Raw genomic sequence first — 21,268 nt, forward strand, 5'->3', positions numbered from 1 at the left:
CGAAGCGCTAGGATTTCTAGCCAACGTTTAGGGATGGGTGAATTCATAATGACCTCCAATAAAAAGTTGAAGGTATTTTCAAATACAAAAAATGGTGTTGCTAGGTGTGGTTGGCCGGACGCTTACGGTCAAGATACTACGCCTACTGTTACAGGGTCAGTAACTGGAAGCTTTGCAGGCGCGTTAATAATCGTTATGTTTACTGATTCAGCGGGTGCCACTCACAATGTTCAAACAACAGTTGGACCTGATGGAAGTTGGAGTGTGACCTCTGCAGAAGTACTTCCTGAGGGTAATTACAGCGTAGATGTAAGCATTGCTGATAGCGCAGGTAATACAGGTACACAATCAACAAGTAGCGCAATTGACTCAGGTATTACAATTGACTCGGGGTTAGAACTAACAGCAGATCAAAACCCACTTGTTACGGGGACTGCGGGCGCTGGTGAAACTATATTAGTCACCTTTAGCGGTGCAACAGAAGTCACTAAACAGGTAACTGCTAACGGATCCGGTGTATGGAGTGCCTCACCGGATACGGGGTTAGCTGATGGGGCTTATACTGTAACAGCGGTAGCAACTGATGCATCAGGCAATACAATCTCAAGCGGTAGCCTCTCTGGATTGATTATAGATACCACGCCAATAGGTTTTGTGGTTACTGATTTTAGTTCAGGAGTATTAGGAATTTTATTTCCATCAGTTGAAGGGACAACAGAGCCAGATACTGAAGTATACATTATTGGCTCTTCGTTATTGGGCGTTGACTTACTCGGTCTAGATTTAGATGTATTAGAACTTTCAAGTAGCTTTACTTCAGATAACAATGGAGATTGGGGAGGGGTATTAAACTTAGCCAACCTAAACATTGGTGGAGGGGAGCAATACTATTTTGTTACTGTTGATGAGGCAGGAAACTACTTAATCAAAAATACGGATAATGTGATAGAGCAGTCCGGAAATATGTATACCTCACAATCTAGCTCAGGTGCTGGCGACACTATGCCGGCGTCATTTAGCGAAGAGTCAGCATTGGGTGATACGCAAAATGAAGGTCTGTTGAGCACCGAAACCATCAACTTAGCAAACGCAGGGGCCATGGCAAGTTCATCAGAGCAAGTTGTACAAGTGAGTGAAACAGAGCCACTTAATATAAACGATGTAATTATTGACTCTGAAACCGAGCAACTCGTTGCTCTTAATACTTTGATTGACGATGAAGGCTCTGCAATTGCTTATAGCCCTGCACAAAGTGGCGGAAGTACCGATGAAGCTGCGCCAGCAGTTGATGTTCAAAATCAATCAGAGGAAATGATTAAACACTTAATTGAAAATGGTAATAATCAAACAGATATTTAAATCAGTAACCCACTTCAGTTAAATAGCTGAAGTGGGTTTCTAAAACTCACTTAATCAAAAGTGTGGTTATTATTTTGTGCTAAGTAGTAAACCTAAAAAAGCCCTTATTGAGATTTCAATAAGGGCTTTTTTGATAAATTAGGATAGATAAAAGCAGTTAAGCTTTTAGGTTACGAACTAGCTTGCTGTCGGTATTAACCACACTACCGCCTTGGTCGTAAGTCATACTGGTTGGGGCGCCAATTAAAATATCTTTTAATTGTTTTACACTTAAGTGTGCTTGGCGGGCAGCATGTGAGTTTACTTTATTTTGTTTTTGGCACTGCGCTAATTGAGCTTTAACTTGCGCTACTCGTTCAGTCACTTCAGGGGCATTTTCATCATTTGCTGCAAAAAGTTTGTTCAACTCTTTATCGAGCTGCGTAAGCTTAGTTAAAAAAGACATTTTTTGTTGGGCAAGTTCTTTTAAACCTTCACCTCTGCGAGAGGCAATAATACTAAGCTCTTCGTTTAATAACGCATATAATGAATCCAAGCATTTAACTTGTTCATTTAATTTAACGCTAATTAAACTATTGTGATCAGCCATATACGTTAAACTCAAAATCAGCTAAGTTTTTAGTCAGCTTTTCAGCATCAATTTGGTATTTACCTTCGGTAATCGCTTTTTTAAGTTCAGCGACCTTTTCACTATCAAAGCCAGAAGACTGCTGAGCTTTATCTTGCAGGGTTTTTAACTGCTGTGCTTGTGGCGTCAGGCTCACTGAGTCGCTCGCCGCTTTAGGCGAAGGAGTGTGTGTTGTTTGTGTACTTGCAGCGTTATCTTTTTTAATATCAACTTGTTGCTGTTTAGCGTTTGTAAGCGCATTAGCTAGTTGATTACTGCCATTAACTTGATTAACCATAATAATAAACCTGTATATTACCCAACTTATGCCAAGTTATCGGCATATACATAGGATACTTTAGTATAAATCGAAATTAAATATTTACTTGCACAGACTCTACACCATCTACGCGTGCATTCAAAATTTTACCGGATTTTTTATTCTTGATCTGTACTTGCTCACCAAGGGTGCCATCTTCAAGTGCTATCCCCGTGGTTTTTATTCTAAGTCCTTTAATACTCGCATAAATATTAACAGCGTCGCCTTTGCAAACCATACAAATTTGGTTAAGCAAAACCGGCATACCGCTTCTTATATTTCGCTTACTGCGGCTGCCAATAAGCATTAAAGGGTCATCTAAATATTGTACTCTAACAAACTGCGAAGGCTTCATTTGTACGCTTAAATGAGACTTAGTAATAACTTCACCACGGGCTAGATTTGCCGTGGCAACCACAACGGGCGCCATTTTAACGATTCTTACATGGACATATTGAGTCCAGCTTTGCGCATCGTTACATTTTATTTGTACAGTCACCTGGCGTGTAAATGGCGGCTCATTTGCCACGACTAATTCTGGCTCGTTTTCGCATACTCTATCAGGAATACGGCTATCGAGGGCAAGCGCGGTAATCTCCACATTTTTTTCAAGTGGAACGGTAACTTGCTCTGCAATATGAGAAATTGCTATTTCTTGTAATAAATCTTTACTAAACACTTTTGCATGCAAAGGTGTTGCTAAGCAGAGGCTAGCAAGAAAATAAAAAACACTGTATCTTCTGACTTTTTTTAACAAACTCATAATGTTTCGACTATGCTTATGGTTTCAAACAGGGTATAAATATTTTGCGTCAAAAAGTAGACGCTCCCGCGATGTTATGTAGCTTTGTAAACAGAAAGCAATTATCGTTCCGCATTATTTGTTTTCTTTAGGAGATTTGAATGGCAGGCATTTTAGACTCAGTAAACCAACGCACCCAGTTGGTTGGGCAGAACCGCCTAGAATTACTATTATTTAAGCTCAGAGGGCGTCAGCGTTTTGGGATCAATGTATTTAAAGTAAGAGAAGTACTGCAATGTCCTCCTTTAACGAGTATGCCTAAATCAAATGCATACATTCGGGGTGTGGCGCATATTCGTGGTCAAACTATTTCAGTTATCGACTTATCAATGGCCGTAGGCGGCCGACCTATTGAAAATGTTAAAGACAGCTTCATAATAATTGCAGAATACAATCGTTCAGTGCAGGGCTTTTTAGTTGGTGGCGTTGAGCGAATCGTTAATATGAACTGGGAAAAAATAATGCCACCTCCGTCAGGAGCAGGGCGTTACTCTTATTTAACTGCCGTTACCGAGATTGAAAACGAATTGGTCGAAATTCTCGATGTAGAAAAAATCTTAAACGAAATTTGTCCAGTAAATACCGAAGTTAGTGCCGACCTTGCCGCCGATAGTGCAATACAAAAAGATTTAGGCGAGCGCATTGTATTTATTGCCGACGATTCAGCTGTTGCACGTAACCAAGTAAAAAGAGCACTTGAGCCACTTGGCGTGCAAACTGAGCTTGCAAAAAATGGTAAAGAGGCTTTAGTTAGGCTTAAAGAAATAGCCGAGCTTGATTGTAAAAATGATATTACTGAGCGTGTAGGTTTACTTATCTCTGATGTTGAAATGCCTGAAATGGACGGCTATACATTAACAGCAGAAATTAAAGCAGATCCAAAATTAGCGCCTCTACATGTTATTTTACACACTTCTTTGAGTGGGGTGTTTAATCAGGCGATGATCGAAAAAGTAGGCGCGGATGATTTTATAGCAAAATTTAACCCTGATGAATTGGCAACAGCAGTTAAAAAATGGGTTCATTGCGACTAAACAACAATAGGTGTTATTAATTTGAATAATAAAGATTTGCAGCAAAGTGACTACGATCAGTTTCGCTCATTTTTAGAGCAGCAATGTGGTATTGTGCTAGGCGAAAACAAGCAGTATTTAGTAAAAAGTAGGCTTGCGCCGCTTATGGCTCGTTTTAATGTTGAATCTTTATCACAATTAGTGAGTAAAACGCTTGGCCCTCATGAGCGGCAACTTAGAGCCGCTGTAGTTGATGCCATGACCACTAACGAAACCTTGTGGTTTAGGGATCAATATCCATTTGAGCTTTTAAAAAATAAACTGTTTCCAGAGTTTAAAGACGCCCGCCGACCATTAAAAATTTGGTCAGCGGCCAGCTCTTCAGGCCAAGAACCATACTCTATTGCCATGTCTGTTGCTGAGTTTCAGGCCAAGCAACCGGGCGTGTTGCGTATGGGGGCACAAATTATTGGTACTGATATTTCTAACACAATGCTCGATATGTGTAAAAACGCTGAATATGATGCGTTGGCATTAGCGCGAGGCCTATCAGCAGAGCGCCGTAAAAAGTACTTTATGGATAGCGGCAACGGCATGGCAAAAGTTGTCGACTCAGTTAGAAAACAGGTGAGCTTTAGACATTTAAACTTGCTTGATTCTTATGCCTTAATGGGGAAGTTTGATATTATTTTTTGCCGCAATGTTCTTATATATTTTTCACCAGAGGTTAAAGCAAAAATAATTGGTCAGTTTGCCCAAGCACTCAACCCAAAAGGGTATTTATTTTTAGGTGCGTCGGAGTCGATGACGGGCTTAAGTAATGAGTTTGATATGGTTCGTTGTAACCCTGGAATCATCTACCAAAAAAAATAACCCTATCACTTTGTTATTAAAAACGACGTTCTTAGCGTCGTTTTTTTATTTAATAACAACCCCCTATAAAAAAATAACGTAACTAAAAACTACTGGCTTATAAATTGCTTTAACTTAAGCAAGTCAATTTTTTGGAGAACGTTATGGCTATCAGTTTTGATAAAGCATTAGGTGTGCACCCGCATGCAATGTTGATCCGCTCACAGCGGGCAGAAGTACTTGCCACAAATATAGCGAATGCTGATACGCCTGGCTATAAAGCAAAAGATATCGACTTTGCCTCAGCATTAAAAGCGGCAAAGTCAACTCAGCAAAGCGGCAATAGCATGGTTACTACCAATGAAAAACACATAGCTGGCGGTACTCGAAGTGTAGGTGGTTCTGAATTATTTCGCACTCCAAATCAAGGAGATACAGGCGATGGTAACTCAGTTGATATACAGGTGGAACGAAACTTGTATACACAGAATGCGATGGAGTATCAGGCAAGCCTGCAATTTTTAAGTAGTAAATTTAAGGGCCTGAATAAAGCGCTCGGTAGTCAAGGATAATAATTATGAGTTTATATAACGTTTTTGATATTTCAGGCAGTGGTATGAGTGCACAAAATGTTCGCTTAAATACCACCGCGAGTAATATTTCGAATGCTAATACAATTAGTTCATCCCAAGACAAAACTTACCGAGCACGCCAACCTGTATTTGCTGCCGAGCTGACGAAAGCGTCTGCCTCAGCCAGTAACCCTCAGGGCTCCGCTGTTGGTGTTAAAGTGCTGGGAATTGTTGAGAGTAACAAACCACTACAAATTGAATATAACCCTAATCACCCAAGTGCGGATGAAAATGGCTATATCTATAAACCCAACGTTAATGTTGTTGAGGAGATGGCAAATATGATCTCTGCTTCTCGCTCTTATCAAACAAACGTGCAAGTTGCCGATGCAGCTAAGCAAATGTTAAGCAAAACGCTGTTACTTGGGCAGCGATAACCGAGGGTAGGTTATGAGTAACGATATTAGTAGCAGTTCAACTTATTTGGACTCACTACGCTGGCAAGAACAACAAGTTGCTACCAGCGATGGAGAGAGTGATGCGTTAACACAAGAAGATTTTTTCTCGTTGCTAACTCAGCAGCTATCGTATCAAGATCCGAGTAATCCGGCTGATAACGATCAGATGATTGCGCAAATGACTAATTTTACCATGGCGCAAGGCATCACAGATTTAAACACAAATTTTGAGTCACTAGCCTCATCAATGACCTCAAATTCTGCCTTACAAGCATCAACGCTGGTTGGTAAGCAAGCGCTTTTAGAGTCTAATACGCTTGAGCTTGGCGAAAGCGGAGAGGCAAAAGGGTCTGCGGTTGCTGAAGAAGCCGTTGATAATTTAACAATTAAAGTCACAGATGCTTCTGGGCAACTGGTTAGAACTATCGATATGGGTTCGCAAGCAGCGGGTGCAGTGCGCTTTAGCTGGGATGGTAATAATGAATCTGGTGAGCGCCTACCAGAGGGTGAATACACTATTACTGCAGAGGGCAGTACCAACGGCGAGTTTTCAAGCTTACCGGTGGCAACATTCAAAAACATTGAAAGCGTTAATATCAATGGCTCTAGTGGCATTATTATTAACACTAAAGAGGGTGCGGTTAGGTTGACAGATGTCGCAGAGATCGCATAACCAATTAAAAAATATTTCGCCTGCTAGCAGGCTATTAGATTAAAAGTTAGAGGTGAATTATGAGCTTTAATATCGCACTTACAGGCCTAGCTGCCGCTCAAAAAGATTTAGACGTAACAGCAAATAATATTGCTAATGTAAACACCACCGGTTTTAAAGAATCACGAGCTGAGTTCGTCGATGTGTATGCATCTTCTGTGTTCAGTTCTGGTAAAACTAAAAACGGTGATGGTGTTCAGACAGCTATGGTTGCACAGCAGTTTCATCAGGGGTCGTTGCAGTTCACCAACAACTCGTTGGATTTAGCTATTACGGGTGAAGGTTATTTTGCGATGAGTGAAGACCTTGGCTCTCAAGATTTTTCTTATACCCGTGCTGGCGCATTTAAGCTAAATCAAGACAATTTTGTAGTCGATGCAAAAGGTAATTTCTTACAAAGCTTTCCTGTTGATGAAGCTACAGGAGATACTACTTCAGTGAGCCTAAGCACATCATCACCTTTACAAATACCTGACTCGTCAGGTTCTCCAAGAGCTACTAGTCAAGTATATTCATCATTCAATCTAGATTCTCGAAGTACTCAGCCTTCAGTTACTCCTTTTGATTCAAATACTAGTGCCTCCTATAATAGCTCGACATCCACCACTGTGTATGATTCATTAGGTGAGCCACATGTTTTACAGCTGTTTTTTGTAAAGCAAGACCCAGTAACAGCACCGAACCAATGGCAAGTTTACGGGACCTTAGACGGGAAAAACTTTGGCACAGATGGAACTGAAACCGCCGCCGGTTCACATACTCCAATAGATACTTTTGAATTTACATCTGCAGGTTTGCCTAATGTAGCGTCACCGGCTACAACTTTTTCTGATATAGACTTATCGTCAAATGCTACTACAGGTTTGACTTCACTTTTAACTAATGGTGCAAGTTTTCCCGATGATGTATCAGTAAGTTGGCGTGATGAAGCTGGCACTAATAACAAAGTTCCAACACAGTATGCAAGTAACTTTGAAGTAAAAGCACTTGAGCAAGATGGCGCTACCGTTGGTCGTTTAGCGGGTATTGATATTGGAACAGATGGAAAAGTAGTAGCATCATATAGTAATGGTGATTCAACCTTCTTAGGCCAAGTTGCTATGGTGCGTTTTTCAAACTCACAGGGTTTACAGCAGGTTGGAGATACAGCCTGGAAGAAAAGTTTGACATCAGGGGAGCCTATAGCAGGAGAACCAGGTTCAGGCACATTGGGTAGTATTAATTCATCCGCGCTTGAGCAATCTAATACCAACTTAACAAACGAATTAGTTGATTTGATTACCGCTCAACGTAACTACCAAGCGAACTCAAGAGCGCTTGAAGTTAACTCAACAATTCAGCAAAGTATTTTGCAGATTCGATAAGTTAACCTTATTTTTGGTTAAGATTTTAAGGCTGCATTTTTGCAGCCTTTTTTGCAGCCTTTTTTGTAGCTATGTCGCTAAAACTAGTCGAGCTGAACCGTTCAATACCTTCCTTATATTGCGTCAAATTTAACCTGGCATCTATTTTGCATTTGTCAACTCAGAGATTTTTTATGTGAGTCGATGTTATGGACAAAATGGTCTACATTGCAGCCTCTGGCGCTAAGCAAAGCCTACAAGGGCTTGCACTTAAAGCCAATAATTTGGCAAACGCAAACACCACAGGCTTTAAAGCCGACTTTGCGCAAGCGCGCTCTATGCAAGCATTTGGCGAGGGCTTGCCATCGCGCGTGTTTTCAATGCAAGAGCGACCAGGTTCTAACATGACCTCTGGCGGCATAATCGAAACAGGGCGAGATTTAGATATTGCCATGAGCGATAACGCCTGGCTTGCGGTTCAGGATGACTCAGGAAACGAAGCCTATACAAAAGTAGGCACGCTAAACATTACTGCGCAAGGTATGTTGGTAACAAGTCATGGTCGTCAAGTTATTGGCGAAGGTGGCCCCGTAATTTTACCGGTTCCTATTGAAAAAATAAGTTTTAGTGAAGATGGTGCCATACAGGTTCGCCCGCAAGGCGCGCCTGCAAATTTTTTAGAAGAAGTAGACACGCTGCGCGTTGTTGAAGGAAACAGCAGAGAGCTTGAAAAAGGCAACGATGGTTTATTTAGACCTGTACCTGGGCAAACCGTCGATACCTCTGCAAATGTAAAAGTGTTAAGTGGTGCACTGGAAATGTCTAACGTTAATCCAGTTCACGAAATGGTCGATATGATCAACCACCAACGTCAATTTGAGTTACAAGTAAAACTAATGAAAACAGCTGAAGAGATTGACGAACGTCAAGATCAGTTGATGCGCATAGTTTAACTTTAAAATGAGGGCATACTTATGAATCCTGCATTGTGGATAAGTAAAACAGGGCTAGACGCTCAACAAACTGATATTTCAGTTATTTCAAATAACCTGGCGAATGCCAGTACCGTAGGTTACAAAAAAAGCCGCGCTATTTTTGAAGATTTACTGTATCAAAACATCAACCAGCCTGGCGGGCGCTCATCACAAGATACCGAGCTGCCATCTGGCCTAATGCTCGGTGCGGGTGCAAAAGTGGTTGCTAACCAAAAAGAGTTTACGCAGGGCAATATGCTCACCACTGAAAACTCACTCGATTGGATGATTTCAGGCGAAGGCTTTTTTGAAGTGTTGCAACCCGATGGCAATATTGCGTATTCGCGTAATGGGCAATTTACTACCGATGAAGACGGCCGCATTGTTACCTCCGGTGCAGGTTTTGTTGTTCAGCCCGAAATGAATGTACCCGATGATGCGCAATCAATTACAGTCTCTCAAGATGGTGAGGTATCTGTACGCGTTGCAGGGCAAGCCGATAACGTGGTAATTGGCCAGCTAACAATTAGTGACTTTATTAATCCATCGGGTCTTGAGCCAATTGGTCAAAACCTTTACACCGAAACCGCTGTTAGTGGGGCGCCTGTTCAAGGTAATCCAGGCGTAGAAGGCTTAGGAACTATTATTCAAGGCTCGCTTGAAACATCAAACGTTAATGTAACGGAAGAATTGGTTAACCTTATCGAAACTCAACGTGTTTACGAAATGAACTCAAAAGTAATTTCGGCCGTTGACGAAATGATGAGCTACATCAATCAACAGTTATAACCGTGCACAAGGGGATAGTTATGCGTAATGTTATTTTATTTGCAGCAGGCACCTTATTTTTAAGTGGCTGTGTTTCTACGCAAAATAGTGAAGTGGTTCAAGATGACCCCTACTACGCACCCATGTACCCAGAGCCTGTAGCAGAGCCTGTTGTTGCAACGGGTTCGTTGTTTAACACCAATACATTTAATGATTTGTATTCAGACAAAAAAGCACTTAGAACCGGCGATATAATTACCGTTAAGCTTGAAGAGTCAACACAAGCTACAAAAGCCGCTAAAACCGAAACCGATAAAGAAACCGACGCCAGTTTGGACCCCATTATTGGATTAGGTGGCTTACCTGTAAATATAGGTGGTGACAGTATTCAGTTTGGTATTGGTAGTGATTCATCATTTACCGGTGACTCAAAATCAAATCAGTCAAACAGTTTAGTGGGTGATATTTCTGTAAATGTTATGCGTGTTTTACCCAATGGTAATTTAGTTATTCGTGGTGAAAAATGGCTAACACTTAACACTGGCGAAGAGTTTATTAGGCTCGAAGGGCTAGTTCGTCCGCAAGATGTTAGCGCCGATAACACGGTTGAGTCGAATAGAATTGCTAATGCCCGCATCCAGTATTCAGGTAAAGGGCAAACACAAGAGGCGCAAAGCCCAGGGTGGTTAACACGTTTCTTCAGTAGCTCGTTATTTCCGTTTTAGAGGGTAGTAGTATGAATAGCATTAAAGCGTTTATTTTGATCATACTGCTAGGCTGGCAATTTTCTGCCAGCGCGGAACGAATAAAAGATGTCTCTATGGTTGAAGGGGTCCGTGCCAACCAATTGGTAGGTTATGGTTTAGTGGTGGGGCTACCTGGTACAGGGGAGCAAAACTCTTACACGCAACAAAGTTTTAGGGGCATGTTAAACAGTTTTGGTATTACGCTGCCTTCAACACAAAGCCCTAAAATTAAAAACGTAGCAGCAGTGGCAGTTCATGCTGAGCTGCCGCCGTTCAGAAAGCCAGGGCAAACAATTGATATTACGGTTTCCTCTATTGGCAGTGCAGGGAGTTTACGTGGCGGCACCTTGCTTCAAACTTTTTTAAAAGGGGTTGATGGTAACGTATACGCCATAGCACAAGGCAGCTTAATAGTAGGGGGGTTAGGTGCACAAGGGCTTGATGGTAGCAAAGTAGTAATTAATACCCCAACCGTCGGCCGCGTACCAAATGGAGCCACTGTTGAACGCGAAGTTAAAAGCCCTTTTATGCAAGGCGACTACATTACTTTTAACTTAAACCGCCCAGACTTTACAACGGCAAAACGTTTAGAAGCAACAATTAACAATTTGGTAGGCCCTAATAGTGCACAAGCTATTGACGCTGCCTCAGTACGCGTTATTGCCCCGCGTGATGCATCGCAACGAGTGTCTTATTTATCAACGCTTGAAAACCTAGAGTTTAAACCTGCTGACACATCAGCCAAAATTATTGTTAATTCACGTACGGGAACGATTGTCATTGGCAAAAATGTGAAGCTACAGCCAGCGGCAATAACCCACGGCGGCCTGACAGTTACTATTGCTGAACAGCAAAATGTAACGCAGCCTAATCCGTTAGCTGAAGGCGAAACTGTTGTAACACAGCAAAGTATTATTGACGTTAACCAAGATGATTCTCGTGCGTTTGTATTTAACCCAGGCGTCAGCTTAGATGACTTAGTGCGTGCTATAAATGAAGTAGGCGCAGCACCTGGAGACCTAATGGCTATTTTAGAAGCGCTTAAAGAAGCGGGTGCAATTAACGGACAGCTTGTTGTTATTTAATTGTTTTTTATAATATTTACCCTTCTAAATAAAGCTTAAGTACTCAAAAGGTACTTAAGCTTTTTACTGTTACCTTCCTTTGGCTCAATTTTTGCATTTCTTAAAGCATTATTCATTTTTGTGTCAAAAAGCTGATGGAAACAAATCACCTCGATAAGCAAAACTTTTTTGATTTAAGTAATCTTAATACTTTACGTCAAGACGCTTTAAACAGCGGTGATGCATCTACTGATGCCTCTAAAGCGGCGCTAAAAAAAGCAGCGGCACAATTTGAAGCTATTTTTACGCAGATGCTTCTAAAAGGTATGCGTAAAGCTAACGAAGCATTTGAAGATGAAGACAGCCCATTTAATTCTAGCGGCGTAAAGTTTTTTGAAGAAATGCACGATCAGCAGCTCTCTTCTGAGCTTTCATCAAATGGGTCTTTAGGCTTGGCTGATTTAATTGTGCAGCAGCTCTCTCCAGAGGCTGAAAACTTTATGCCTGGCTCAGTGTTAAGAACAACCAACGACTTTATCAGTGATAAACGCGCAGGCTCTGAACTACCCCACGAAGAACTGAATAATGTTGAGCAAGTAAATAAAGACGACTTAGCCCTCAGCAGCGAAGCAACAGACACTAAAACCCCAACACAGCCTGTACAGCAACCGACATTTAATAATGCTGGAGAGTTTGTGAGTGCAGTGTGGGAGCATGCCAAAACAGCGGCCGAAAAAATAGGTTTAAACCCTGCAGTGATGGTCGCTCAGGCGGCCCTCGAGACTGGTTGGGGTAAACATATTATTAATAAAGGTGATGGTAATAGCTCAAACAATTTATTCAATATTAAGTCAGATAAAAGTTGGCAGGGTGAAAAGGCCAGTAAGGTCACTTTAGAGTTTGAGCAAGGTGCTGCAGTTAAAAAGCAAGCAAGTTTTAGAGCTTATGATTCTATAAAAGAAAGCGTAAACGACTTTGTCGATTTTTTAACGCAAAACCCACGTTACGAAGAAGCATTACAAAAAACAGCACAGCCAAACGAATTTTTAGATTCGCTACAAAAAGCAGGCTATGCAACGGACCCTAATTACGCGAGCAAAATAAAAAAAGTGCTAAATAGTAGTGAGCTTAAAAATATTGCAACAAGCGCGTTTACCCAAGGAGTGAAGTAATATGTCGTTTAGTTTATTAAATATTGCCAGTGCTGGTGTGCGTTCAAGCTCTGAACTGTTGCAAACGACCAGTAAAAACATCACCAATGTAAACACCGAAGGCTACGTACGTGAGCGCACTGAATTTACCACTATGGTAGATAACCAAGTAGGGCGCGGCGAAACATATCGGTTATTGAACGAATTTGCCCAGTCGCAGTTAAATCGCGACACGTCAAATAAATCGTTTTTTGATCAATTTGTAACAGAAGCCAACCGTGTTGATACTATTTTTTCAGAAGAGTCTAATAACTTATCAACGGGCATAAATTCATTATTTAATAACGTGCAAGAGGCGTTAAATCAACCGTCTTCATCAGTTGCTCGCTCACTCGTAATGACCGACGCGCAAAGTTTAGTTGATCAAATGGATAGGCTCTCAGGGATTGTGCTTGAGCAGCAAGGTATTGTGAATGAGCAGCTTGAAATTTTTTCTGAAGAAGCCAATTCGCTCATACAAAATATAAATACGTTAAACCAAGAAATTGCAGTCGTAAATGGTACAAATAACGCATCAAGCGCAAGCTCTATTTATAACGAGCGCGACTTAGCGATTCGTGAATTATCAGAGCTCGTAGATATAGAAACACTCGATTGCCCTAATGGCGAAAAACTCGTATTTATGGGCAGCGGTGAGTCTTTAGTTATGGAAAACGGTACATTTAACTTATTTTCTTTGTCGGGCGACCCCGATCCTAATTTTAAAGAATTGACGCTTGATGTTAATGGCGGCAAAGCCGTGCCGCTAGAGATAGATGCAAGCAAATTAAAAGGCAAAATTGGCGGCTTACTCGCATTTAGAGACGATATACTTGTACCAGCACAAAACCAGATTGGCCAAATGGGATTGGCAATTGCAGATGCGTTCAACGAGCAAAATAAATTGGGTATGGATGCTAACGGCGAGCTAGGCGGTGATATATTTACCATACCTACTGTGGGTGCTTATGCATACCAAGCTAATAGCGGTGGTGTTACTAATATGACAGCCACAGTAGAGCCCGGTAAAGGGAGTGAATTACCGGCAAGTGATTTTATTATTACTTATACCGCTAATGCAAATGAGGTGAGTATTCAGCCAATTGATAATAAAGGCGAGCCACTAGGCAGCGCTTCCTTAGCAACGATACCGCCATCTGGTGTTATAAATTCAGATGACTTTACCACCGGTGAGTCATTTGGTTTACAAATTAATGTTACAGGAAGTGGTGTTGAGGGCGATCAATTTCAAATTAAATTAAATTCAGAGGCCGCTACCAGTATTACACTTGCTACAAGCAGAGGTGAAGACCTAGCGCTTGCTTCACCAATTCGTACAGCAAATAGTATCGACAATACAAGTACAGCAACTATTTCAGCAGGAGAGGTAACAAGTGTTACCTCGGGTGGTTTTACTTCCACGCCAGGCTTAACAAATGGTGATATAACGTTAGTTAAAACAGGCACTGCAAACGAATACCAAATTACAGATGCAAATGGCACCACAACCTTTACTATAACGCCACCGGCAGAGAGTATACTGGCTCAGGCTGGTGCACCTTATAGCAACTATGGATTTGACTTTGACATTGAAGGCACGCCAGCTACCGGAGACACCTTTACCCTTGAATTTAACGAAGGCGGCTTTGACGATAACCGTAATGGTTTAAAACTCGCTGATTTACAAAATGGCGAATTAGTGCGTAAAAATCTAGTGACAACAGCCACTGCCGACAATCACGAAACGTTTAACCAAGCCTATTCGGGGTTAGTGAGTGATATTGGCGTAGTCACTGGCCAAGCCATTACCAGTGCCAGCGCATTTGATGCATTAGCCCAGCAATCTGAAGCCTGGTATGAATCACTCTCGGGTGTAAACCTAGATGAAGAGGCTGCCAATTTACTACGTTTCCAACAATCATATTCGGCATCAGCTCAAGTACTAGCTGCGGCCCAAGAAGTTTTTGACACCTTATTAAGTGCAGCGAGGTAATTATGCGTTTATCAAATAATTTAATGTATCAAAGTCAAATTAATAAAATTTTAGACAATCAACAGGGCGTTGCAGGCGCTTTAGAGCGAGCAAATACAGGGCAGAAGTATTTAACGACCTCAGAAGCACCTGCCGCTATCTCGCAAGGAATGCTGTATTCAAATAAAATACAAACAAATGAGCAATATACTAAAAATATTGACCAATTAACTGGCCGTCTTGAGACTGAAGAAACCATCTTACAAAGTATAAATACTAATATTCAACAAGCACAAGAGCTGACTATTCAAGCAGGTAATGGTGTTTATACTAAAGACGATTTAAAGACGTTTGCATCAGAACTTAGCGGCATTCAACAAACGTTAGCTAACTTAATGAACACCCGATCAGAAGACGGTAAGTTTATTTTCTCAGGCTACCAAGACAGTACTCAACCTTACCAATTTGACTCTATTACGGGTGAATATACTTATAACGGAGATCAAGGCCAGCATGTAATTACCATTGCTGAAGGCGTAAGTATTAAATCTAGCGATAACGGCTTTGATACGTTCGAGAAAACGGATGCACGCTTGAATGTTGCGTCAAATACAGCGACAGTTTCTGGTTCTATTACAGCAGCAAGTGTTTATGTTGATGGCCAAACTGAGTTTGATAACTTCCATCAAGCAAATTACAACGCAGACCCAACAGCCTCAGCGACTGCAAATACATATAGTGTACTTGTAAGCCCTGGTGCTACGGCTGACGATCCCCAAACTTACGAAATACATAGAGATGGTGCTCCACTAACACCAACAGTAACGGGTGAAGTTACTGATGGACCAATCGATTTTGCCGGTATGAAAATTGAATTTGAAGGCACAGCACCTGGTCAGCTCGACTTCAGCCTTGAAAAGCCAGGCAAAGAAAATGTACTTAATACCTTGCAATCGCTTATTACAGGTTTAAATGACGGCACACTTGAGGGTGATGACTTTCAGCAAGTTTTAGCCGATGGTTTAGTGCAATTACAAAATGCCAGCGAACAAGTTGTATTTACGCAAGCCAGTTTAGGTGGGCGCATGAACGCACTTGAAAGAGTTAGCGACTCTAACCTTGCACAAGATATACAAAATAAAAGTAATCTATCTGACTTAGTAGAAGTAGATATGGCAGAAGCTATTAGTGAACTTACTAAACAAGAAACTGCACTGCAAGCATCACAAGCCACGTTTGGCCGTTTAACTAACCTTTCTTTGTTTGATTACTTATAAACAAATTATAAGCAGAAATACCTTGCCGCTTTAGTTAATACAAAGCGGCAAAAACCTCCCTCAAAATAGCGGCAATAAATTGTCGTCACTCCCGCTAAATAGATAACTTATTATTAATGTTTAATTTTTTTATTGAAAACACTTTAAAAACATGTGGTTATATTTGTTTGAAAGTTGGCACAGTAAATGCTTTTCTAATAATTAGAAATTATCGAATAGTGGTTCCTGTTAAAACGTGTTGAACCACACTCTGTTTAAACCTAGGAGATGGTAAAATGGCATTAACAGTAAATACTAATGTGTCGTCATTAAACGCACAACGTAACTTAACAAGATCGGGCGAAGGCCTAGCAACCTCAATGGAGCGCTTAGCTTCTGGTATGCGTATTAATAGCGCTAAAGATGATGCCGCCGGCCTGCAAATTTCAAACCGTTTAACTTCACAAATAAACGGCTTAGCTGTCGCACAACGTAACGCCAATGATGGTATTTCAATGGCACAAACTGCTGAAGGGGCAATGCAAGAGTCGACTAATATACTACAGCGGATGCGCGAGCTTGCTTTACAATCTGCTAATGGTTCAAATTCGCAGGTAGATAGAGATGCATTACAAAAAGAAGTGGCTGCATTACAAACTGAGCTAACGCGAATAGCAGAAACGACTTCATTTGGCAACCAACAACTGCTTAATGGAGATCTTACTGCAGTTAGCTTCCAAGTCGGAGCAAATGTTACTGCTAATGATAAGATTACAGTTACATTAGCTGATATAGATGCTGCTGCACTTGGTGTTGATGCAGTCGATATTGGAGATACAACAGGCACAGGTGATCCTGATGCTGCTGTTGGGCTTATCGATACAGCAATTGCAACTATTGATGATTTAAGAGCTGGACTTGGTGCAGCACAAAACCGTTTCGGTCATACGATTAGCAATTTAGCTAACATACAAGAAAATGTATCTGCATCACGTAGTCGTATTCAGGATACTGATTTTGCAACAGAGACAGCTGAGATGACAAAAAACCAAATACTACAGCAAGCGGGAACTTCAATTTTATCGCAAGCAAACCAGATACCACAAGCTGCACTTAGTTTATTAGGTGGCTAATTGTTGATTCGAATTAAGATAGTTAATACAAGCGCACTTTTTAAGTGCGTTTTTGTTTCTCGATCATAGAAAGTTATAAAAATATAATTTATTTAAAAGCAATGGTTTAATTAATTTTTAATAAATAAACTAATTTATTTTTAAAATACTTCTAAAGATAATAAACCTCCTGCCGTTAACTTAATCAGTACGGAGCTGAACAAACATTTGTGAAAGCTCTTGGTTAAATTAAAACATTAACATTACGAAAGTAATCAGGAGTCTTATCATGGCTATAACAGTAAACACTAATGTATCTTCATTAAATGCTCAACGTAACTTAACTCGTTCAGGCGAAGGCCTAGCAACATCGATGGAGCGCCTAGCATCTGGTATGCGTATTAATAGCGCAAAAGATGATGCGGCAGGTCTACAAATTTCAAATCGTTTAACTTCTCAAATAAATGGTTTAGCGGTAGCTCAACGTAATGCGAATGACGGTATTTCAATGGCTCAAACTGCTGAAGGAGCTATGCAAGAGTCAACTAATATACTACAACGTATGCGTGAATTAGCTTTGCAGTCTTCAAATGGCTCAAATTCAGAGACCGATAGAGATGCGATGCAAAAAGAAGTGGTTGCATTACAAACTGAGCTAACGCGAATAGCAGAAACGACTTCATTTGGCGATCAACAGTTGCTTAATGGAGATCTTACTACAGTTAGCTTTCAAGTCGGAGCAAATGTTACTGCTAATGATAAAATTACAGTTACATTAGCTGATATAGATGCTACTGCACTTGGTGTTAATGCAGTCGATATTGGAGATACAACAGGCACAGGTGATCCTGATGCTGCTGTCGGTCTTATCGATACAGCAATAGCAAGTATTGATGATTTAAGAGCTGGCCTTGGTGCGGTACAAAACCGATTTGGACACACCTTGAGCAATTTGGCTAATATACAAGAAAATGTTTCAGCTTCACGTAGCCGTATTCAAGATACTGATTTTGCGACTGAAACTGCAGAAATGACAAAGAATCAAATTCTACAACAAGCAGGTACCTCAATCTTGTCGCAAGCAAATCAGTTACCACAAGCGGCACTGAGCTTATTAGGTTAATAGCCAATAGGCAAATGATTAGTTAAACTAATGTTTAAGTCAGCATTAGTCGCATAAAAACTAAAAAAGGAGGTTGGCTTAGCTAACCTTCTTTTTGCGTTTTTTACCGTAAAGGTACAAATATAGGAGGCGTTATGAGTGCTATAAGTTCAAGCCCAGAGGTTGCTGTTAATACAAGTAGGAATGCGCACCAGCTTGCTGATGAGCCAAAAATAACACCTAGTGCTACAAGTTTAGTTGCTACGGCCGCAGATGAAGCCACGCGCGCTGAAAATAATGCTAATAATCATCAAAGCCAGCAGCAAAACCAGCAGCAAAACCTGAAACAAAGGGATGAGCAGCAACCACTTGACCGCGACCAGCTTGAAAAAATGGCGCAACAATTGCAGGATTTTATGGGCGAAATGAACCGTAGTTTGCAATTTAAAGTCGATGAAGATTCAGGTCGCGATGTAATTAAAGTACTCGATAAAGAGAGTGGTGAAGTTATTAAGCAATATCCTTCTGAAGAAGTATTAAATTTGGTATCTAAACTATCTGAGTCGGCAGGTATTTTAATTGACCAAACAGTTTAGCGGCTATTGTTACACATATTTTAAGTCAGTGTATTTTTAAGTATTTAATGAGGTGAAGTATGTCTATTTCGTTTAATGGCCTAGGCTCAGGTTTGGCTGTATCAGATATTGTTGATGCGCTAGTTAATGCTGAACAAGCACCTGCTGAAGCTCGATTAGATACAAAAGAGAACAATTTAACAACTGATATTTCTGCCGTGGGTGCACTTAAGTCTGCCCTTGAAAAAGTTCAAGACTCTATGGCTAACCTTGGAGACGTTGATAATTACCAAACGCGAGAAATATCTGGTGAGGATGATTTTATTTCTCTTACTTCGGATAAAAATGCTCAGCCAGGAAGCTACTCAGTTAAAGTAAATAATTTAGCTACAGAGCATAAAGTATTATCGCAAGCATTCAATTCTGAAACTGCCGTAGGCGAGGGAACGATGACCTTAACCTCGGGTGAAAACAGTTTTGATATTGAAGTATCTGATACTGCAACTTTGAGTGAAATTCGAGATGCAATAAACGACAGTGATGATAATGACAGTGTTAATGCGACAATTATTACTGATGATGAAGGCCAGCATTTGGTATTTTCAGCTAAAAATAGTGGGGCTGAAAACGAAATTAAAATTGAAGTAAATGATGCTGACGGTAACAACATAAATAATAACGGATTGTCGCGCCTAGCATTTGATTCAAGTGCGGGAATAGAAAACTCTGAAGAGGTAGTTCAAGCAACCGATGCATCAATAACGATTGACGGAAGGTTAACTGTTAGTAGCAGCTCTAATACATTTGATGATGTAATTGATGGGATAACTATCACCGCTAATAAGAGTCATAGCATTGACGATGATGTAAGTAATTTATCTGTCACCGAAAACAATAATAATATTGTAGAAGGCCTGAGTAGCTTTATTGAAAGTTATAACGAGTTACTTAATCTAAGTAACTCGTTAGGCTCTTCTACCGCAGATGGTGCAGGTGTAATGGCTGGTGATTCACTTCTTAGAGGTGTAATGTCTAAACTACGTAGTGAAATAACTGAGTCGATAGATTTAGGCAATGGTGATTCTTTATCGCTTTTACAACTTGGTATTTCTTCAGATCAATACGGTGTATTAAGTTTTGATAAAGAAAAACTCGATGAGCAGCTTGAAAATGATGTTGATTTAGTTCAGAAGTTTTTTATAGGTGATGCAGCAGACGATGACGATTTAGGGTTTGCAGGGTCATTCGACGACTTAATGAATTTTTATACTCGTTCTGATGGTTTAATACAAAGTAGGATAGATAGTAAAGAAGGACAGCTTCGAGATATTGATGATGAAAGGGATGCGCTAACACGCAAGATTGAATCACTTTCATCGCGATTATATGCGCAGTACAACGCGATGGATTTGTTGGTAGCTAGCCTCAACTCAACTAGCAGCTATGTTCAAGCTCAACTTGAAAATATGCCTGGTGTAGTCAGTAGTAACTAGTAACTAACTATGAGCATAAAAAAACCGTTTGGAAACGGTTTTTTTATGCCTGCTTTTTACCTTAATTAATATGCAAGTAATTAAACCGACTTATATGCGGAAATTGCTTTCCCCGTTTTTTTTTGTTTAATTATAGCTTTTAATGATTCATTTTTTGCAGCTATAGCCTGCTTGCTTATAGCGTTTATAACAGCTTGTATAGTCTCTAATTCTTGAGTGTTTGGTGGTGTATCACTTTCGCACCAGCTTTTAAGTTTACTATTTAAAGTATCCATAATTGGCTTGGCTTCATCTGCTTTATTGCTTTGTACTGATAATTCGATTCTGCTGAGCAATTGATTAATATGCTCAGCTTTGCTTGTTTCTTCTAAAGCCATTCGCTTATACCGCAGGAGTACGCTGATCGACAGGAATGCTATCCCACCCTTCTTTAATTTCTTTAATAATGCCAGCTACTTCAGAAATAATCTCAATGTCATTGTCAACATTTGCTTGCACAAGGCGTCTTTGGCAGTAGTCATAAAGAGCCAATAAATTGTCCGAAATACTAGGATCTTGCTCCACTTCTAAATTAAGCGCATCTTGTAGTGCACCTAATAGTAAAATACAGGCAGAGATGTTTTCGCCTTTTTTTGCTATTTCTTTGCGCTCAATAAAACCTTTAGTAGCGGCCAAGCGACCAATTATGTTACTAAAAATAAGATTAATTTGCTCATAGGGCGCCATTTCTGCGATGCTGCTGGCACGCACTTGAGAATATTTTTTTAATGAAACATGAGCCATGGAAAAATCCTAAATAAATATGTGAAATCGTCTGTACGTAACAAAAGCAATATTAATGCCAAGCATATTGCATTTATTTAGTTATCGGCATTGTTGCTTTCAACTTAAGTTAATTATAGTTTATATTTTTGACCTATGTAGATTTATGCACTAAGTAAAAAACAAGTCATAGCATTAGCTTTAAGTATTAAACAAC

23 protein-coding genes are annotated in these 21,268 nt (G+C 40.4%); 18 read left to right on the forward strand and 5 right to left on the reverse strand.

Translation table 11 applies throughout. From position 1 onward, the window contains the following. A partial coding sequence (locus PSI06_RS10205; RefSeq protein ID WP_273603690.1) for an Ig-like domain-containing protein occupies positions 1-1,359 on the forward strand: 1,359 nt, incomplete at its 5' end. Between the two features lie 157 nt (positions 1,360-1,516). On the opposite strand, the gene flgN is transcribed toward PSI06_RS10205, so the two are convergent. From flgN to flgA, 3 genes are all read right to left on the reverse strand, one after another. Next, positions 1,517-1,948, reverse strand: a complete 432-nt coding sequence (gene flgN / locus PSI06_RS10210; RefSeq protein ID WP_054982970.1) for a flagellar protein FlgN — start codon at positions 1,946-1,948, stop codon at positions 1,517-1,519. Next, positions 1,941-2,264: a flagellar biosynthesis anti-sigma factor FlgM gene (gene flgM / locus PSI06_RS10215; RefSeq protein ID WP_273603691.1), complete on the reverse strand. Its 324-nt coding sequence runs from the start codon at positions 2,262-2,264 to the stop codon at positions 1,941-1,943. The genes flgN and flgM overlap by 8 nt, the downstream gene beginning before the upstream one ends. Positions 2,265-2,340: 76 nt before the next feature. Next, a complete protein-coding gene (gene flgA / locus PSI06_RS10220; protein WP_273603692.1) occupies positions 2,341-3,048 on the reverse strand; it encodes a flagellar basal body P-ring formation chaperone FlgA in 708 nt (235 codons plus the stop codon). Between the two features lie 140 nt (positions 3,049-3,188). Here flgA and PSI06_RS10225 point away from each other — a divergent pair, with 140 nt between their 5' ends. From PSI06_RS10225 to fliD, 17 genes are all read left to right on the forward strand, one after another. After that, on the forward strand, positions 3,189-4,121 hold the full coding sequence (locus PSI06_RS10225) for a chemotaxis protein CheV (protein ID WP_004588013.1): 933 nt from the start codon (positions 3,189-3,191) through the stop codon (positions 4,119-4,121). Between the two features lie 21 nt (positions 4,122-4,142). Next, positions 4,143-4,973, forward strand: a complete 831-nt coding sequence (locus PSI06_RS10230; protein ID WP_004588014.1) for a CheR family methyltransferase — start codon at positions 4,143-4,145, stop codon at positions 4,971-4,973. A gap of 143 nt (positions 4,974-5,116) precedes the next feature. Further along, positions 5,117-5,524, forward strand: a complete 408-nt coding sequence (gene flgB / locus PSI06_RS10235; RefSeq protein WP_273603693.1) for a flagellar basal body rod protein FlgB — start codon at positions 5,117-5,119, stop codon at positions 5,522-5,524. A gap of 5 nt (positions 5,525-5,529) precedes the next feature. After that, positions 5,530-5,961 (forward strand): flagellar basal body rod protein FlgC, encoded by a 432-nt coding sequence (flgC, locus tag PSI06_RS10240; RefSeq protein ID WP_004588016.1) that lies wholly within the window; start codon positions 5,530-5,532, stop codon positions 5,959-5,961. 13 nt (positions 5,962-5,974) lie between these two features. Continuing rightward, entirely contained in the window at positions 5,975-6,655 is a 681-nt protein-coding gene (locus PSI06_RS10245; RefSeq protein WP_029773926.1) for a flagellar hook assembly protein FlgD, read from the forward strand. A 59-nt stretch (positions 6,656-6,714) separates the two neighbouring features. Beyond that, positions 6,715-8,058 (forward strand): flagellar hook protein FlgE, encoded by a 1,344-nt coding sequence (flgE, locus tag PSI06_RS10250; RefSeq protein WP_273603694.1) that lies wholly within the window; start codon positions 6,715-6,717, stop codon positions 8,056-8,058. Positions 8,059-8,246: 188 nt separating this feature from the next. After that, complete coding sequence (locus PSI06_RS10255) at positions 8,247-8,990, forward strand: flagellar basal body rod protein FlgF (protein ID WP_273603695.1); 744 nt, start codon at positions 8,247-8,249, stop codon at positions 8,988-8,990. Positions 8,991-9,011: 21 nt separating this feature from the next. Then, complete coding sequence (flgG, locus tag PSI06_RS10260; RefSeq protein ID WP_004588020.1) at positions 9,012-9,800, forward strand: flagellar basal-body rod protein FlgG; 789 nt, start codon at positions 9,012-9,014, stop codon at positions 9,798-9,800. Positions 9,801-9,820: 20 nt separating this feature from the next. Further along, positions 9,821-10,504: a flagellar basal body L-ring protein FlgH gene (gene flgH / locus PSI06_RS10265; protein ID WP_273603696.1), complete on the forward strand. Its 684-nt coding sequence runs from the start codon at positions 9,821-9,823 to the stop codon at positions 10,502-10,504. Between the two features lie 11 nt (positions 10,505-10,515). Then, on the forward strand, positions 10,516-11,610 hold the full coding sequence (locus PSI06_RS10270; protein ID WP_004588022.1) for a flagellar basal body P-ring protein FlgI: 1,095 nt from the start codon (positions 10,516-10,518) through the stop codon (positions 11,608-11,610). Between the two features lie 134 nt (positions 11,611-11,744). Further along, entirely contained in the window at positions 11,745-12,761 is a 1,017-nt protein-coding gene (gene flgJ / locus PSI06_RS10275; RefSeq protein ID WP_273603697.1) for a flagellar assembly peptidoglycan hydrolase FlgJ, read from the forward strand. 1 nt (position 12,762) lies between these two features. Continuing rightward, the gene (gene flgK / locus PSI06_RS10280) at positions 12,763-14,772 is read left to right on the forward strand and encodes a flagellar hook-associated protein FlgK (protein WP_273603698.1); all 2,010 of its coding nucleotides are present in this window, start codon (positions 12,763-12,765) and stop codon (positions 14,770-14,772) included. Positions 14,773-14,774: 2 nt separating this feature from the next. After that, entirely contained in the window at positions 14,775-16,028 is a 1,254-nt protein-coding gene (flgL, locus tag PSI06_RS10285) for a flagellar hook-associated protein FlgL (RefSeq protein ID WP_273603699.1), read from the forward strand. A gap of 275 nt (positions 16,029-16,303) precedes the next feature. Beyond that, positions 16,304-17,140, forward strand: coding sequence for a flagellin domain-containing protein (locus PSI06_RS10290; protein ID WP_273603700.1), 837 nt, complete (start codon positions 16,304-16,306; stop codon positions 17,138-17,140). Positions 17,141-17,408: 268 nt separating this feature from the next. Beyond that, a complete protein-coding gene (locus PSI06_RS10295) occupies positions 17,409-18,242 on the forward strand; it encodes a flagellin domain-containing protein (protein ID WP_273603701.1) in 834 nt (277 codons plus the stop codon). A gap of 134 nt (positions 18,243-18,376) precedes the next feature. Next, entirely contained in the window at positions 18,377-18,817 is a 441-nt protein-coding gene (locus PSI06_RS10300; RefSeq protein WP_273603702.1) for a flagellar protein FlaG, read from the forward strand. 59 nt (positions 18,818-18,876) lie between these two features. Continuing rightward, on the forward strand, positions 18,877-20,289 hold the full coding sequence (gene fliD, locus PSI06_RS10305; protein ID WP_273603703.1) for a flagellar filament capping protein FliD: 1,413 nt from the start codon (positions 18,877-18,879) through the stop codon (positions 20,287-20,289). An 80-nt stretch (positions 20,290-20,369) separates the two neighbouring features. Here the strand turns inward: fliD and PSI06_RS10310 are convergent, their stop codons facing one another. Continuing rightward, entirely contained in the window at positions 20,370-20,666 is a 297-nt protein-coding gene (locus PSI06_RS10310; RefSeq protein WP_273603704.1) for a hypothetical protein, read from the reverse strand. A 4-nt stretch (positions 20,667-20,670) separates the two neighbouring features. Continuing rightward, complete coding sequence (fliS, locus tag PSI06_RS10315) at positions 20,671-21,072, reverse strand: flagellar export chaperone FliS (RefSeq protein WP_273603705.1); 402 nt, start codon at positions 21,070-21,072, stop codon at positions 20,671-20,673. Between the last annotated feature and the right edge of the window lie 196 nt (positions 21,073-21,268).

Origin of the sequence: Pseudoalteromonas sp. GABNS16E (assembly GCF_028598715.1) — a bacterium.
Taxonomy (GTDB): Bacteria; Pseudomonadota; Gammaproteobacteria; order Enterobacterales; family Alteromonadaceae; genus Pseudoalteromonas; species Pseudoalteromonas atlantica.

Bases quoted from the DNA above. Each gene is read 5' to 3' on its own strand.
- flgN (WP_054982970.1), bottom strand. From the start codon at position 1,948: ATGGCTGATCACAATAGTTTAATTAGCGTTAAATTAAATGAACAAGTT.
- flgM (WP_273603691.1), bottom strand. From the start codon at position 2,264: ATGGTTAATCAAGTTAATGGCAGTAATCAACTAGCTAATGCGCTTACA.
- flgA (WP_273603692.1), bottom strand. From the start codon at position 3,048: ATGAGTTTGTTAAAAAAAGTCAGAAGATACAGTGTTTTTTATTTTCTT.
- PSI06_RS10225 (WP_004588013.1), top strand. From the start codon at position 3,189: ATGGCAGGCATTTTAGACTCAGTAAACCAACGCACCCAGTTGGTTGGG.
- flgB (WP_273603693.1), top strand. From the start codon at position 5,117: ATGGCTATCAGTTTTGATAAAGCATTAGGTGTGCACCCGCATGCAATG.
- flgC (WP_004588016.1), top strand. From the start codon at position 5,530: ATGAGTTTATATAACGTTTTTGATATTTCAGGCAGTGGTATGAGTGCA.
- PSI06_RS10245 (WP_029773926.1), top strand. From the start codon at position 5,975: ATGAGTAACGATATTAGTAGCAGTTCAACTTATTTGGACTCACTACGC.
- flgE (WP_273603694.1), top strand. From the start codon at position 6,715: ATGAGCTTTAATATCGCACTTACAGGCCTAGCTGCCGCTCAAAAAGAT.
- PSI06_RS10255 (WP_273603695.1), top strand. From the start codon at position 8,247: ATGGACAAAATGGTCTACATTGCAGCCTCTGGCGCTAAGCAAAGCCTA.
- flgG (WP_004588020.1), top strand. From the start codon at position 9,012: ATGAATCCTGCATTGTGGATAAGTAAAACAGGGCTAGACGCTCAACAA.
- flgH (WP_273603696.1), top strand. From the start codon at position 9,821: ATGCGTAATGTTATTTTATTTGCAGCAGGCACCTTATTTTTAAGTGGC.
- PSI06_RS10270 (WP_004588022.1), top strand. From the start codon at position 10,516: ATGAATAGCATTAAAGCGTTTATTTTGATCATACTGCTAGGCTGGCAA.
- flgJ (WP_273603697.1), top strand. From the start codon at position 11,745: ATGGAAACAAATCACCTCGATAAGCAAAACTTTTTTGATTTAAGTAAT.
- flgK (WP_273603698.1), top strand. From the start codon at position 12,763: ATGTCGTTTAGTTTATTAAATATTGCCAGTGCTGGTGTGCGTTCAAGC.
- flgL (WP_273603699.1), top strand. From the start codon at position 14,775: ATGCGTTTATCAAATAATTTAATGTATCAAAGTCAAATTAATAAAATT.
- PSI06_RS10290 (WP_273603700.1), top strand. From the start codon at position 16,304: ATGGCATTAACAGTAAATACTAATGTGTCGTCATTAAACGCACAACGT.
- PSI06_RS10295 (WP_273603701.1), top strand. From the start codon at position 17,409: ATGGCTATAACAGTAAACACTAATGTATCTTCATTAAATGCTCAACGT.
- PSI06_RS10300 (WP_273603702.1), top strand. From the start codon at position 18,377: ATGAGTGCTATAAGTTCAAGCCCAGAGGTTGCTGTTAATACAAGTAGG.
- fliD (WP_273603703.1), top strand. From the start codon at position 18,877: ATGTCTATTTCGTTTAATGGCCTAGGCTCAGGTTTGGCTGTATCAGAT.
- PSI06_RS10310 (WP_273603704.1), bottom strand. From the start codon at position 20,666: ATGGCTTTAGAAGAAACAAGCAAAGCTGAGCATATTAATCAATTGCTC.
- fliS (WP_273603705.1), bottom strand. From the start codon at position 21,072: ATGGCTCATGTTTCATTAAAAAAATATTCTCAAGTGCGTGCCAGCAGC.